The 14,857-nt window shown below is 69.2% G+C and carries 12 protein-coding genes; 8 read left to right on the forward strand and 4 right to left on the reverse strand.

Annotation, left to right across the window (positions count from 1 at the left end):
- The 4 genes from AU072_RS19400 to AU072_RS19415 form a co-directional block, all read left to right on the forward strand.
- The coding region (locus AU072_RS19400; protein ID WP_120271678.1) for an ABC transporter permease subunit at positions 1–391 on the forward strand (391 nt) is incomplete at its 5' end.
- Positions 388–1,200: a sulfate ABC transporter permease subunit CysW gene (gene cysW / locus AU072_RS19405; protein WP_064415312.1), complete on the forward strand. Its 813-nt coding sequence runs from the start codon at positions 388–390 to the stop codon at positions 1,198–1,200. The genes AU072_RS19400 and cysW, both read left to right, overlap by 4 nt.
- Positions 1,201–1,219: 19 nt before the next feature.
- Entirely contained in the window at positions 1,220–2,275 is a 1,056-nt protein-coding gene (locus AU072_RS19410; RefSeq protein ID WP_064415313.1) for a sulfate/molybdate ABC transporter ATP-binding protein, read from the forward strand.
- Positions 2,276–2,344: 69 nt separating this feature from the next.
- Complete coding sequence (locus AU072_RS19415) at positions 2,345–3,415, forward strand: class I SAM-dependent methyltransferase (protein ID WP_064415314.1); 1,071 nt, start codon at positions 2,345–2,347, stop codon at positions 3,413–3,415.
- A 7-nt stretch (positions 3,416–3,422) separates the two neighbouring features.
- Here the strand turns inward: AU072_RS19415 and AU072_RS19420 are convergent, their stop codons facing one another.
- The 4 genes from AU072_RS19420 to AU072_RS28955 all read right to left on the reverse strand — a co-directional run bounded on the left by AU072_RS19420 (position 3,423) and on the right by AU072_RS28955 (position 6,959).
- Entirely contained in the window at positions 3,423–4,130 is a 708-nt protein-coding gene (locus AU072_RS19420) for a sirohydrochlorin chelatase (RefSeq protein ID WP_064415315.1), read from the reverse strand.
- Between the two features lie 7 nt (positions 4,131–4,137).
- On the reverse strand, positions 4,138–4,857 hold the full coding sequence (locus AU072_RS19425) for a phosphoadenylyl-sulfate reductase (RefSeq protein WP_064415327.1): 720 nt from the start codon (positions 4,855–4,857) through the stop codon (positions 4,138–4,140).
- Positions 4,858–4,874: 17 nt separating this feature from the next.
- Positions 4,875–6,557 carry a nitrite/sulfite reductase gene (locus tag AU072_RS19430; protein WP_064415316.1) on the reverse strand — a complete coding sequence of 561 codons (1,683 nt, stop codon included), beginning with the start codon at positions 6,555–6,557 and terminating at the stop codon, positions 4,875–4,877.
- A 111-nt stretch (positions 6,558–6,668) separates the two neighbouring features.
- Positions 6,669–6,959, reverse strand: coding sequence for an Ms4527A family Cys-rich leader peptide (locus AU072_RS28955; RefSeq protein WP_407937615.1), 291 nt, complete (start codon positions 6,957–6,959; stop codon positions 6,669–6,671).
- On the opposite strand from AU072_RS28955, the gene hemW reads away from it, so the two are divergent.
- The 4 genes from hemW to AU072_RS19450 all read left to right on the forward strand — a co-directional run bounded on the left by hemW (position 6,926) and on the right by AU072_RS19450 (position 14,819).
- The gene (hemW, locus tag AU072_RS19435; RefSeq protein ID WP_064415317.1) at positions 6,926–8,116 is read left to right on the forward strand and encodes a radical SAM family heme chaperone HemW; all 1,191 of its coding nucleotides are present in this window, start codon (positions 6,926–6,928) and stop codon (positions 8,114–8,116) included. The genes AU072_RS28955 and hemW overlap by 34 nt on opposite strands.
- Positions 8,117–8,235: 119 nt before the next feature.
- On the forward strand, positions 8,236–8,751 hold the full coding sequence (locus AU072_RS19440) for a sigma-70 family RNA polymerase sigma factor (RefSeq protein ID WP_064415318.1): 516 nt from the start codon (positions 8,236–8,238) through the stop codon (positions 8,749–8,751).
- Complete coding sequence (locus AU072_RS19445; protein ID WP_064415319.1) at positions 8,748–9,455, forward strand: anti-sigma factor family protein; 708 nt, start codon at positions 8,748–8,750, stop codon at positions 9,453–9,455. Before AU072_RS19440 ends, AU072_RS19445 begins: the two co-directional genes overlap by 4 nt.
- Before the next feature lie 183 nt (positions 9,456–9,638).
- Entirely contained in the window at positions 9,639–14,819 is a 5,181-nt protein-coding gene (locus AU072_RS19450) for a type I polyketide synthase (RefSeq protein ID WP_064415320.1), read from the forward strand.
- The last annotated feature ends 38 nt before the right edge of the window (positions 14,820–14,857 follow it).

Below are 14,857 nucleotides of genomic sequence, written 5' to 3' on the forward strand. Positions count from 1 at the left end.
TCAGCGCGACACCGACCACCACCGGCGAGACCGCAAACGGCAGATCGATGACGGCCTGCATCGCACTTTTGCCGCGGCATCGTTGGGCGCCAACAACTGGATCATCTTCACCCGGGTGATGCTGCCCGCACTCCTGCCGTCGCTGCTGTCGGGCGCGGGGCTGGCGTTTTCCCGCGCGATCGGCGAATTCGGTTCGGTGGTGCTGATCGGCGGCGCCGTACCCGGTGAGACCGAAGTGTCCTCGCAGTGGATCCGCACCCTGATAGAGAACGACGACCGCACCGGCGCCGCGGCGATTTCCATTGTGCTGCTGGCCATCTCGTTCATCGTGCTGTTCATCCTGCGCGCAATCGGCTCGCGCGCCGCCCGACGGGACGCGTTGGCGCCATGATCCTTTCGCCCGCAGTCAAACACCTGCTGCGTTACCTCGCGCTGGCCTACGTCATCGTCCTGGTCGTCGTGCCGGTGGGGCTGATCCTGTGGCGCACCTTCTCGCCGGGTGTCGGTGCCTTCATCGGATCGATCAGCACCCCGGCGGCGATTTCGGCGCTGAACCTTTCGCTGCTGGTGGTCGCGATCGTGGTGCCGCTCAACGTGTTGTTCGGTGTGCCGACGGCACTGGTGTTGGCGCGCAACAAGTTCCGCGGCAAAAGTGCGATGCAGGCCGTCATCGATCTGCCGTTTGCGGTCTCGCCGGTGGTGGTCGGTGTCGCGCTGATCCTGCTGTGGGGCTCGGCTGGGCTGTTCGGCTTCGTGGAGAACAACCTCGGATTCAAGATCATTTTCGGGATTCCCGGCATCGTGCTGGCCAGCATCTTCGTCACCGTGCCGTTCGTGATCCGCGAGGTCGAACCGGTGCTGCACGAGATCGGCACCGATCAGGAAGAGGCCGCGGCCACGTTGGGCTCGCAGTGGTGGCAGACGTTCTGGCGGGTCACGCTGCCGTCCATCCGGTGGGGTCTGACCTACGGCGTCGTGTTGACGATCGCGCGCACCCTCGGCGAGTACGGCGCGGTGCTGATGGTGTCGTCCAACCTGCCGGGCAGCTCGCAGACGCTCACACTGTTGGTGTCGGACCGCTACACCCGCGGCGCCGAGTACGGCGCGTATGCGGTGTCGACGCTGCTGATGGCGGTGGCGGTGGTGGTGTTGGTCGCGCAGGTGTTGCTCGACGCGCGGCGGGGCCGGGCGGGCAAGTAGGCGTAGGAAGAAGGAACAGATGACGAACGCGATCGTCGTGCGCGGCGCGAACAAGCACTACGGCGACTTCGCCGCATTGGACAACGTCGACTTCGAGGTGCCGTCCGGCTCGCTGACCGCGCTGCTCGGACCCAGCGGGTCGGGTAAGTCGACGCTGCTGCGGGCCATCGCGGGGTTGGATCAGCCCGATTCCGGCACGGTCACGATCAACGGCCGCGACGTCACGAACGTGCCGCCGCAGCGCCGCGGTATCGGGTTCGTGTTCCAGCACTACGCCGCGTTCAAGCACCTGACGGTGCGCGACAACGTGGCGTTCGGTCTGAAGATCCGCAAGCGGCCCAAGGCCGAGATCAAAGAGAAGGTCGACAATCTCCTCGAAGTGGTGGGGCTGGCCGGTTTCCAGACCCGCTACCCGAACCAGCTCTCCGGCGGCCAGCGTCAGCGCATGGCGCTGGCTCGCGCGCTCGCGGTCGACCCGCAGGTGCTGTTGCTCGACGAACCGTTCGGGGCGCTGGACGCCAAGGTGCGGGAAGACCTTCGTGCCTGGCTGCGCAGGCTTCACGAAGAGGTGCACGTCACCACGGTGCTGGTGACGCACGATCAGTCCGAGGCGCTCGACGTCGCCGACCGGATCGCGGTGCTGAACAAGGGGCGCATCGAGCAGGTCGGCTCGCCCGGAGAGGTGTACGACTCACCTGCCAACGCGTTCGTGATGTCCTTCCTCGGCGCGGTGTCCTCGCTGAACGGCTCGCTGGTCCGTCCGCACGACATCCGCGTCGGCCGCAACCCCGAGATGGCGATCGCCGCCAGCGACGACTCGGTGCAGTCGACGGGGGTGGTGCGGGCGACCATCGATCGAATCGTGATGCTGGGCTTCGAGGTTCGCGTCGAGTTGCACAGTGCGACCGACCAGACGCCGTTCACCGCGCAGATCACCCGCGGCGATGCCGAGGCGCTGGGCCTCAAGGAGGGGGACACCGTCTACGTCCGCGCGACCCGGGTCCCCCCATTGCCGGGCGGCACACACGTCCCTCCGAGCGACACGGCCGACGACGAGGTCCTGACCAAGGCTTGAGTCGGTCGCGGCCGAAGATGGGGCAATTGCCCCATTCCGCAAGGCGCAAATGATGGTTCAGTTGCTCGCATGAACACCTCCAGTGCCCTGACCCAGGTCGATCCGGAGAAATTGATGGAGTTCGTACTCCGGGCGGTCGAGGAGGCCGGCGCGGCACTCAACTGCGCCCTCGTCGTCATGGGGGACCGCCTCGGGTACTACTGGTCGCTCGTCGAGCACGGGCCGAGCACCCCCGCAGAGTTGGCCGAGCGCACCGGCACCGACGAGCATTACGCCAGGGAGTGGCTCAACGCCCAAACCGCCGGCGCCTTCGTCGATTACGACCCGACGACCGGGCGCTACCGAATCCCACCCGAGCAGGCCGTCGCCCTCACCGACGAGACCAGCCCGGCCTTCGTGGGCGGTCTCTTCCAGATCGCCCACGGAACCGCATCGGACGCTGGGCGCATCATCGAGGCCGCCCGCGCAGGCGCCGGGGTCGCTTGGGGAGATCACAATTTCGACGTCCACGTCGGGTGCGAACGGTTCTTCCGCCCGACCTACGCTGCACATCTGGTCGCTGATTGGCTTCCGGCGCTGGACGGCGTCGTGGAGAAGCTCGTCCGCGCCGCCCGCGTCGCCGACGTCGGTTGTGGACACGGGGCGTCGACGCTTCTGATGGGCGAAGCCTTTCCCGCCTCGACGTTCGTCGGCGTGGACGGCCACGCCCAGTCCATCGAGGTGGCTCGTGAGCGAAACGGGACACCGGGAACGGTCAGCTTCCAGACCGCGACCGCCGACGCGTTCGGGGGTGGACCGTACGACCTGGTGACGATGTTCGACTGCCTGCACGACATGGGCGATCCGATCGGCGCCGCACGCCACATCCGCGAGGTCATCGCCGACGACGGCACGTGGATGGTGGTCGAACCGGCCGCCGGTGACCGGGTCGAAGACAACCTCAACCCGATCGGGCGCGCCTACTACGGCTTCTCGACGCTGCTGTGCACACCGTCGTCGATGGCACAGCCGGTCGGCATGGCGCTGGGCACTCAGGCGGGCCCGGCCCGCATCCGAGACGTCGTGACCGAGGCCGGGTTCCGCCGGTTCCGGCTGGCCGCGCAGACGCCGTTCAACAACGTGTTCGAGGTCAGGCCCTGAGACTCGATCAGGCGGCGGCCGCGGCGCCGGCGGTGATCGCGTCGTAGCGGTCCATCACCGTCGCGGCGACGAGGTTGTGCGATCCGAGCGGTTCGGCCATCGCAATACCTTGTGCGGCAGCGTATTCAGCCACCCGGTCGGTGATCCGGCCGTGGGCCAGGAACCACGGGGCGATGACCAGGCGTTCGGCACCGCCGGCACGCAGGCGCTCGGCGGTCTCCGGGATGTTCGCATACGGCCCGGTTGCGAACGCGACTTCGGCTCCCGCCCAACGCGTTCCCGAGCGCAGTGACTGGGCGACCGTGGCGGTTCGCGCGTTCGCGGCGGGGTGTGATGAACCGACCGCGACGACGAGGACGCCAAGGCCGTCGTCGTCGGGGGAGACCCCGAGCTCGGCCAGCCGCTGCCGCAGCACGGTCAACAGCGCCGGGTCCTCGCCGAGCACCTCGGCCCGGTCGACCACCGCACCCGCCTGCTCGACGATCGAGGGGATGTCGACCCGCGCGTGAAATGCGCTGGCCAACAGGAACGGTACGACAACGGCCGGGGTGTGCAGACCGCTCAGGGTGTCGAGCAGGCTGGGGCCGTTCTGTTCGAGAAACGCCGGACGCACGTCGAGCCACGGCCGCAGACGCCGGATCCGGCCCGCCACCGCATGCGTCACCGCCGCCGAGCGCGGGTCGGCGCTGCCGTGCGCGGTCAGCACGAGGGTCACAATGAACTCACGAGGCGTGCAGTCCGCATTCGATCTTGCCGGTACCGGCCCAGCGGCCGCTGCGCGGATCGGCGCCTTCGACGGGCTTCGCCGTGCACGGTGCGCAGCCGATCGACGGATACCCCTCGTAGACGAGAGGATTGACGAGCACTCTGTTGGTGTCGATGTAGTCCTGCATGTCCTCGTCGGTCCAGGCCGCCAACGGGTTGATCTTCACCAGCCCGAAAGCCTTGTCCCAACTGATGAATGGCGCGTTGGCGCGCGTGGGCGCCTCGACGCGGCGGATGCCGGTCACCCAGGCCGAGTAGCCACGCAGCGCCTTTGACAACGGTTCGACCTTGCGCATGCGGCAGCACTCGTTGGGCTCGCGGGCGAACAGGTTCTTGCCGTACAACTCGTCCTGCTCGGCCACGCTCTTGTCCGCCGTGACGTTGACGATGTTGACGTCGTAGACCGCCTCGACGGCGTCGCGGGTGCCGATGGTCTCGACGAAGTGGTATCCGGTGTCGAGGAAGAGGATGTCGACGCCGGGCCGCACCTTGGCCGCCAGATCGATCAACACCGCGTCCTGCATGTTCGACGCCACGACGTAGCCGGAATTCGCCGGCCCGCCGGCGGCGTTCGCGCCGAAGTTCTCATCGGTCCAGCGCAGGAGGTCGAGCGCGCTTGCACCCTCGAGTTCGACCGCGCCGCGCTCGGCGAGCGCCTGCAGATCGGTCTCCGTCATCACCGCGTTGTTACTGGTCACCGCAAATCCGCCTCGTCTGCTCGAATAGCCCACGTAGCGAAACGCTCGCCCTGCTCGCGTTGTTTCACGAAATTGCGAACGACCCTGTCGATGTAGTCACCGAGTTCGGTGGCCAGCACCTTGTGTTGACGCAACTTGCGTCCGAACCCGCTGTCCAGACCCAGGCTGCCGCCCAGGTGCACCTGGAAGCCCTCGACCGAGTTGCCGTCACCGTCGTCGACCATCTGGCCCTTGAACCCGATGTCGGCGACCTGGATGCGCGCGCACGAGTTCGGGCAGCCGTTGATGTTGACCGTGATCGGCACGTCGAGTTGCGCGTTGATGTCCTCGAGCCGCTTCTCCAGCTCCGGAACCAGCACCTGCGCGCGGGTCCTGGTCTCGGTGAACGACAACTTGCAGAACTCGATACCCGTGCAGGCCATCAGGTTCTTGCGCCAGTGCGACGGCTCCGGCGGCAGCCCGAGCGCCTCGAGGCCCGCGGTCAGCTCGGCGAGCTTGTCGTCGGGCACGTCGAGGATGATCAGCTTCTGGTAGGGGGTGAACCGGATCCGGTCCGAACCCGCCGCCTCGGCGAGATCGGCCACCTTGGTCAGGATGGTGCCCGAGACCCGGCCCGCGATCGGCGCGACGCCGACGGCGTTGCGCCCGTTCTTCAGTTTCTGGACGCCGACGTGGTCGATCGGGTGCTTGACCGGTTCGGGTGCGGGCCCATCGATCAGCTTGCGACCCAGGTACTCCTGTTCGAGAACTTCACGGAATTTTTCTACACCCCAGTCCTTGATCAGGAACTTGAGCCGGGCCTTGGACCGCAACCGTCGATACCCGTAGTCGCGGAACACCGCGGTGACCGCCTCCCAGACGTCGGGCACCTCGTCCAGCGGAACCCACGCCCCGAGCCGCTGCGCCAGCATCGGGTTGGTCGACAGGCCGCCACCGACCCACAGATCGAGCCCGGGGCCGTGTTCGGGATGGTTGACCCCGATGAAGGAGATGTCGTTGACCTCGTGGGCCACGTCCTGCAGACCGGAGATCGCGGTCTTGTACTTGCGCGGCAGGTTCGAGTATTCGGGGTTGCCGATGTAGCGCCGCACGATCTCGTCGAGCGCGGGCGTCGGGTCGAGCACTTCCTCCAGCGATTCCCCGGCCAGCGGCGAGCCCAGCATTCCGCGCGGGCAGTCACCGCACGCCTCGGTCGTCTGCAGACCGTGCGCGGCCAGCCGCTCCCAGATCTCGGGCACGTTCTCGACCTCGAGCCAGTGGTACTGCAGGTTCATCCGGTCGGAGATGTCGGCGGTGTCGCGGGCGAAGTCGATGGAGATCTGGCCGAGCGTGCGCAATGCGGCGGCCGACAACGCCTTACCGTCGCAGCGCACCCGCATCATGAAGTACTTGGCCTCGAGCAGGTCGGCGTTCTCGTCACCGGTCCAGGTGCCGTCGTAGCCCTGCTCACGCTGGGTGTACAAACCCATCCAGCGGAACCGGCCGCGCAGGTCCTGCTTGTCGATGCCGTCGAAACCGGTCTTGGAGTAGATGTCGATGATGCGGGCGCGCACGTTGAGTGCGTCGTCGTCCTTCTTGAACTGCTCGTTGGCGTTGAGCGGCTCGCGGTAACCGAGCGCCCACTGCCCTTCGGCGCGGGTCTTCTTGGAAGGCTTCGGCTTGGATTCCGCGGTGGTCATGGGGTGGCTCCTTGGTGGAGCCGGCGTTCGAATCGCGCGTGGTCACCGGTGGCTGTCCGGCGGCGCAGATCCGGCGGCCAGCTATACGTACGGGTGGGCTGGGGACCTAGATCAAGCGCAAGGCAGACAACAACACGTACACACGCGCTTGAAGTCGACGTGCCGACGCGCCACCAGCGATACACGCTTGGGGAAGGTGCGGGCGGCAGTCACGTCGCCAATTGTGCCACGGATTGCCGCACCGGCCCTAACCGGGGGAGATTTGCGCTCATCGTGAGCAGAACATCGTCGAGACTGCATCCGCGCATCGGAAGTTCGAGTGCACGCCTGCCTGAGTGCAATCTCGCGACAGGCGGACAATCGTTGACATGGCCCGAACCGTAGCGCCCGGTAACGCCGCATCGGCGGTGCTGCCGGCGATGACCCCCGCGCCGGGGCGGCCGTTCGGCGTCTACGTCCACGTGCCGTTCTGCGCCACCCGCTGCGGCTACTGCGACTTCAACACCTACACACCCGGCGAGCTGGGCGGCGCCGACCCGGACGCGTGGCTGGCGGCGCTGCGGAGCGAGCTTGCGCAGGCCGCGACGCACCTGGGCCGCATCCCCGAGGTCGACACCGTGTTCGTCGGCGGCGGCACCCCGTCGCTGCTGGGCGGGTCCGGCCTGGCCGCCGTTCTGGACGCCGTGCGCGCGCACTTCCCGCTGGCGGACGGCGCCGAGGTCACCACGGAGGCCAACCCGGAATCGACGTCCCCCCTGCTGTTCGACCAGCTCCTGGCGGCCGGATACACCCGGGTCTCGCTGGGCATGCAGTCGGCGGCGGCGCACGTGTTGGCGACCCTCGACCGCAGACACTCGCCGGGTCGGGCGCCGGCCGCGGCGCGCGAGGCCCGCGCGGCCGGGTTCGACCACGTCAACCTCGACCTGATCTACGGCACCCCGGGGGAGTCCGACGACGATCTGCTGCGCTCGGTCGACACCGTCGTCGAGGCCGGAGTCGATCACGTGTCGGCCTACGCGCTGGTCATCGAGGACGGCACGGCGATGGCCCGGCGGGTGCGGCGCGGCGAGCTCGCGCCGACCGACGACGACGTGCTGGCCCGCCGCTACGAGCTGCTTGACGCTCGCCTGACCGGCGCCGGTTTCGCCTGGTATGAGGTCTCGAACTGGAGCAGGCCGGGCGGTGAGTGCCGGCACAACATCGGCTACTGGAACGGCGGCCAGTGGTGGGGTGCGGGACCGGGTGCGCACGGCTTCGTCGACGCGGTGCGCTGGTGGAACGTCAAGCACCCGAGCGCGTACGCGCAGACGTTGGCCGATGGTCGGCTACCCGTAGCCGATTTCGAGCACCTCGACCCCGAGACCCTGCACATCGAGGACGTGATGCTGCGGGTGCGGTTGCGCGACGGGCTGCCGACGAGCGTGCTGAGTGCACCCGAGCGGGAGCGCGCCGCCGTCGCGGTCGCCGACGGGCTGTTGAGCCCGGTCGACGACCGATTGGTGCTCACCGACCGCGGCCGGCTGCTGGCCGACGCGGTGGTCCGCGACCTGCTGGACTGAGCGCCGGACAACAGCCGGGCTCGAAATTCGCCCATAAGCTCACGCTCGCGCGCGCAACGTTGAACGATTCTGAGATGGACGTCGTTGTGATCAGCGATGACGACTGCGGTGGATGAGCGATGACTCCCGACCCCGCGCAGGCCGAGTTGCTGCGCGCGATTCACGACGAGCACAGCCAGGCGCTGCTGCGCTACGTTCTGCGGCTGACCCGCGGCGACACGCCGTTCGCCGAGGACGTGGTGCAGGAAGCGCTGCTGCGGCTGTGGCGCAAACCGGAGATCCTGCAACAGCCGGGTGACGCCGCGCGGGCCTGGCTGTTCACCGTTGCTCGCAACCTCGTCATCGACGACCGGCGCAGCGCGCGGTTCAGCCGGGAATTGCAGACCGATGACCTGCCCGAGCGTCCGTCGACCGATGCGATCGGGCCCGCGGTCGACAAGTGGGTACTGGCAGAGGCGCTGAAATCGCTCAGCGCCGACCACCGCAGCGCGATAGTGCGCGCCTACTATTTCGGGCAAACTGTCGCCGACATCGCTGAGCACGAGCGGATCGCACCGGGCACCGTCAAGTCCAGGCTCCATTACGGGTTGCGAGCGTTGCGGATGGCGCTGCAGGAAAGGGGGGTGGTCCAATGAGCGACAAATTCGACCGGACACCCGTCTCCGACCTCGCCGAATGGGATGCGGCCTACGTGCTCGGCGCGCTGAGCGCGGAGGACCGTCTCGCCTACGAGAACTACCTCGCCGCCAACCCGGCGCGCGCCGCCGAGTTGGCCGACCTGGCCGAGATGCCCGCGATGCTGGCCGCGCTCAGCCGCGAGGAGGCCGCGGCGCTGCTCGATGCGGACGAGGGGACCGCTGTCGAGCAGTCCGCCGACGTCGCCTCGCTGGCGCAGGCCGCGGCCAAGCGGCAGCGGCGGTCACGCCGCTCGATGCTCGCGGCGGCCGTCGCGGTTGCGGCCGCGCTCGCGGTCCTTGGCGGCGTCGTGGGCGCCACGGTCTTCCCCCGCACACCGGCGGTGCAGACAGTGGCGATGGAGCCCATGCAGCCCGGCCAGCGCCAGGGCCTGACCGCACAGCTGGCCGTCACCGAGAAGAAGTGGGGCACCGAGCTCAACTGGGCCTGCGAGTACACCAAGGACTGGGCTCGCGACGTCGACAGCTACGACATCGTGGTGACGACGCACGACGGCGTGCAGACGGCCGTGGGTTCGTGGCGTCCGGCGGGCGACGAAGCGACCGGGTTGTCCGCGGCCACCAGCATCCCCACCGCGGAGATCCGCAGCATCGACATCCGGGTGTCGGGCAGCGACGAACCGCTGGCCGTCCGCACGTTGTGAGGGTTCGGATGCGGCGGCCCTGACCACCGGGGATTGACGTCGCGGCAAGCCAATTCGAACGTGATCGGCACCACGTTCGCCGGGCCTGCGTAGGTTCCACAAATGAGCCCGGTTATGCCAGTATGTCCGCCATGGCGTGTGGCTTCTTAGGCAAGGCTATCCAGGCTTTGGGACTCGGCTGACGTGACCGATACCCCGCCATCCGACGAATCCGTACGCCCAGACGCGGTCGCGATCATCGGGATCGGTTGCCGCGTGGCCGGTGCGATCGGCACCCCGGAACAGTTCTGGAACTTCCTGCTCGACGGCGGCAGCGACGTGCGCGAGGTTCCGGCGGAGCGGTGGGAGCCGTACCTCCAGCGTGATCCCCGCAACGCGGCGGTGCTCAAGGACGTCACGCGGTGGGGGACGTTCCTCGACGACCTGCCGGGGTTCGACGCCGAGTTCTTCGGGGTCTCGCCGCGCGAGGCGGAGCTGATGGACCCCCAGCAGCGGCTGGCGCTGGAGGTGAGCTGGGAGGCGCTCGAACACGCGGGCGTTCCGCCGAAGTCGTTGGCGGGCAGCGACACCGCGGTGCTGATGGGCGTCAACTCCGACGACTACGGCAAGCTGATCATGGAGGACCTGCCGGGCATCGAAGCGTGGACCGGTATCGGCACGTCGCTGTGCGGCATTGCCAACCGCGTCTCACACCTGCTCGACCTGCGCGGTCCCAGCGTCGCCCTCGACGCGGCGTGCGCGGCCTCGCTGGTCGCGGTGCACCAGGCATGCCAGATGCTCAATGCCGGTGAGACGTCGCTGGCGCTGGCCGGCGGGGTCAGCGCGTTGATCGGACCGGGTCTGACCAGGGTGCTCGACGTGGCGGGCGCGACCGCGCCCGACGGCAGGTGCAAGACCTTCGACGCTTCGGCCGACGGGTACGGGCGCGGCGAGGGTGCGGGCGTGGTGGTGCTCAAGCGCCTCGGCGACGCGCTGCGCGACGGCGACCACGTGTACGCGGTGGTGCGGGGTGGCGCGGTGGCACAGGACGGGCGCACCGTCGGCATCATGTCGCCCAACGGCGATGCACAGGCCGACATGTTCCGGCGCGCATGCCAATTCGCCGGCATCGCCCCCGCGAGCGTCGGTTTCGTCGAGGCGCACGGCACCGGCACCCCCTCCGGTGACCCCACCGAGGTCGGGGCGCTCGCGGCCGTCTACGGGGCCGACCGCCCAGCCGATGCGCCGTGCCGAATCGGATCGGTGAAGCCGAATGTGGGCCACCTCGAGGGTGGTGCCGGAGTGGTGGGCCTCATCAAGGCCGCGCTGGCGCTGCATCACCGGACCATCCCCCCGACCGCGGGTGTCACCTCGCTGACTCCGGCCGTCGACTGGGCCAGCAGCGGGCTGCGGGTGCCGACGGAGGTCGAGCCCTGGGACAGCTCCGACGGCGCGCCCCGGCGGGCCGCGGTGTGCAGTTACGGCTACGGCGGAACGATCGCCCACGTGCTTCTCGAGGAAGCGCCCGCCGCGCAACCGTCCGCGCAACACTCACCGGCGCAGCAACTTCCGGCGATCATTCCCGTCTCGGCACGCAACGTCGCCCGGCTGCGCACGCAGGCGGGCGCGCTCGCCGACCACGTGCGAGACCACCCGGCGCCGATCGGCGGCGTCGCGGCGACGCTGTGGACGCGGCGCTCGCACGAGTCAGCCAGGGCCGCGGTCGTGGCCGACGACACCGACGGTGCGGCGGCCGCGTTGACCGCACTGGCCGAAGATGTTCCCGACCCGTCCGTGGTGACCGGTACGGTGCTGCCCGCCGCGGCCAACGGCGCGGTCTGGGTGTTCTCCGGCCACGGCTCGCACTGGGCCGGTATGGGCGGTGAACTGCTCGCGGCGGCACCGGAATTCGCTGCGGTGATCGACGCGATCGATCCGGTGTTCACCGCGGAGCTCGGGTTCTCGGCGCGCCAGGCGCTGACCGCGGGCGAACTGGGCGGGACCGATCAGGTGCAGGCGCTGACGTTCGCGATGCAGGTGGGCCTGGCCGCGATGCTGCGCGCGCGCGGCGTTACCCCGGCGGCGGTCATCGGACACTCGGTCGGCGAAGTCGCGGCATGCGTCACCGCGGGGGTGTTCGATCTCACCGTCGGCGCCGCGGTGGCCTGTTACCGCGCCCGCGGTTTCCGCTCGGTGATGGGCGAGGGCGCGATGGCGCTCGTGCGGCTCCCGTTCGCCGAAGCCGAGCGGCGGCTGGCCGGGCGGACCGACGTGGTGGCGGCGATCAGCGCCTCGCTGGAGTCGACGGTGATATCCGGCACGATCAGCGCGGTCGACGACGTCTGCGGTGAGTGGACCGATCAAGGCTTCATGGTGCGCCGCGTCAACACCGACGTCGCCTTCCACAGCCCCGCCATGGACGCACTGACCGGCGAGCTCGGCCGCCTCACGGCCTCACTCCCGCCGTCCCGCACACCCGAGATTCCGCTCTACACAACGGCGTTGGCCGACCCCCGCTCGGTCGCGCCACGCGATCAGCACTACTGGGTGGCCAACCTGCGCGACCGGGTGCGCTTCGCCGAAGCCGTCTCGGCGGCCATCGAGGACGGGCATCGGCTCTTCCTCGAGGTGTCGGCGCACCCGGTGGTGGCGCATTCGATCGTCGAGACGCTCACGACGGCCGGTACCGACCAGCACGCCGTCGTCCCGCTGTTGCGTCGTGAGCGCTCTCAAATGCATTCGGTGGTGACCGCGGTCGCCGCGCTGCACTGCCACGGTGCACCGGTCGAGCACCAGCTGTCGTCGGCGCCATGGGCGGCCGATCTTCCGGTGACGCAGTGGCAGCACCGCCGCTTCTGGCGCACTCCCACCCCTCCGCCCGGCGGCCGGGGCGTGCACGACGTCGACACCCACACCCTGCTCGGCGGCCGGATCGAGGTGACCGGCGCGGTGGCCTCCAAGATGTGGCAGACGCGCGTGGACCTCGACTCCCGCCCGTACCCGGGCGACCACCCGGTGAAGGGCACCGAAATCGTGCCCGCCGCAGTCATCGTCAACACCTTCCTCGGCGCGGCCAACGAACTGGACACGCGCTGTGACCGCGCGGGTAGGGACCTCGTCGACGTCCGGCTGCGCACCCCGGTGGCGCCTGGACGCGCCCGCGACGTGCAAGTGGTGCTGCAGGACCGCGGGCTGACCCTGGCCACCCGCCTCGTCGACGACGACGAGGACGCCATCGACGGCGGCTGGTTGACCCACAGCAGTGCGGTGGTCGCGGCCGACGACGACATCGAGGATCTCCTCGGCGAGGTGCTCGACGAGTCGTCCGCTCGCGACGGCTGCCGTGATCCGTTGCCGCCCAATCACATCGTGGACACGCTCGCGACACTGGGTGTGGCCGCGATGGGATTCGACTGGGAGATCCTCGACCTGCACGGCGGCGAGGGCGAATTGCTCGCCAGGGTCGCCGCACGCGGCGACCGTACGGCACCGGACACCTGGGCCCCGCTGCTGGACGCGGCTACCTCGGCGGCCTCCACCGTGTTCGACGGGCCGCCGCGACTGCGGATGCCCGCCCACATCGACCGCGTACAGGTGCACGGCCGACCACCAGCCGTGGCGCTGCTGCATGTTCGGCGCAGGCCCGGCACCACCACGACCGACGTGTTGCTCGCCGAAGAGTCCGGCAAGGTCCTCGCGTCGCTGGCGGGCATGTCGTTCGAGCAGCTTGAAAACCCTTCCGGCAGCGACGTTTCCCGTATGCTGCACCGGCTCTCCTGGCAGTCGGTGTCGTGGCAGGCCGACAGCCGGCCCCGGGAGGTCGTGATCGTGGGCGGAGACGGCGCCGCCCGCGAGTTCGTGACGCGGGACCTGTCGGCCGCCGGGGTGCCCCATGTGCTCCACGCTGATGCCACCGAAATCACCTCTGCGGCCGAGTCGTTCGACCGCGACACCGTCGTGCTGGTCCTGCCGGGCGCGCACGACACGCCGGAACGGTCAGTCGGAATGGTGACGCGGACGCTGCGGGTGCTGCTCGACCATGGGGCCAGGGCACGGATGTGGGTGCTCACGCAGGGCGTGTACGAGGGCGCGAACGTGGTGCACGCACCGCTGTGGGGTCTGGCCAGAGTCGCGGCGGCCGAGCACCCGAAGACCTTCGGCGGGGTGATCGACGTCGCCACACCCGAACTCCCGGTCGGCATCCTCTCCTCGGTGCAGGGCCACCCAGTTGTGGCCTTCCGTGACGGCGCGGCCCACTCGGCGCGGCTGTCCGCGGCGGGCCGGGGGACCGGAGCGCCGATGCAGTGCTCGGCCGGCGGCACCTACGTCATCACCGGCGGTACCGGCGCGCTCGGCTTGCGGATGGCGCAGCGGCTTGCCGACATCGGCGCCCGGCGACTCGTGCTGCTCTCCCGCAGCGGTATGCCCGATCGTTCGCTGTGGCAATCGGATTCGGATCTGGTCCACACGGTCACCGCGCTCGAGGAGCGCGGTGTGTCCGTGCGCGTGGTGGCATTGGACATCGCCGCACCCGGAGCGGCCGACCAGCTGCGTACCGCGCTGCGCGATCTGCCTCCGGTGCGCGGGGTGATCCACGCCGCCGGTGTCGAAGCGGGTGCGCTTCTGGTCAATACAACACCCGAGGACTTCGCCGCGGCGATGCGTCCCAAGGTCGACGGGACCCTGACCCTTCACGAGGTCTTCCCGCCCGAACAGTTGGACTGGCTGGTGCTGTTCTCGTCGTGCGGTTACCTCGCGGGCTTCCCCGGGCAGGGCGCCTACGCGTGCGCGAACTCCTTCCTCGACGGAATGGCGCGCTACCGGCGTGCTCTCGGCGACCGCACCGTCAGCGTCGCCTGGACCGCGTGGCGGGGCCTGGGCATGGGCTCGACATCCGGGTTCGTGGCGGCGCAGCTCGACGCGCTGGGCATGGACACCATCGGAGCGGATGAGGCGATGCGGGCACTCGACCTGGCGATGCGCCATGACGACCCGAATATCGTTGTGCTGCCGCTACTTCCCGCGGCAGCGTCGGTACCGATGCTGGCCGACGTGGCGCCGACGGAATTCGACGCTCCCGGAGATGACGCGCCAGAGGTGAGCCTGGTCGACGCCGACCCCGAACGTGTCGCGCAGGTCGTCACCGCCGCCGTTGCCGCACAGCTGGGCGTGGCCGAGGCCGACGTCGACACCGGTTTGCCGCTGGTGGAGGTCGGCGTGGACTCGATCATGACGGTCGGGCTGCTCAAGCAGCTGGAAAAGCAGACCGGGTTGTCGTTACCGCCGACACTGCTGTGGGAGTACCCGACGGCGGCGGCGGTCTCCGAACGGCTCGTCGAGCTGCTCGACACACCGGAGGGTGCGGAAACGGTCGACGTGTCCTGACTCAAACCCGCCCAAACTGAAGGCTGCACGACAGATCG

The organism is Mycolicibacterium novocastrense (genome assembly GCF_001499835.1).
GTDB classification, from domain to species: Bacteria; Actinomycetota; Actinomycetes; order Mycobacteriales; family Mycobacteriaceae; genus Mycobacterium; species Mycobacterium novocastrense.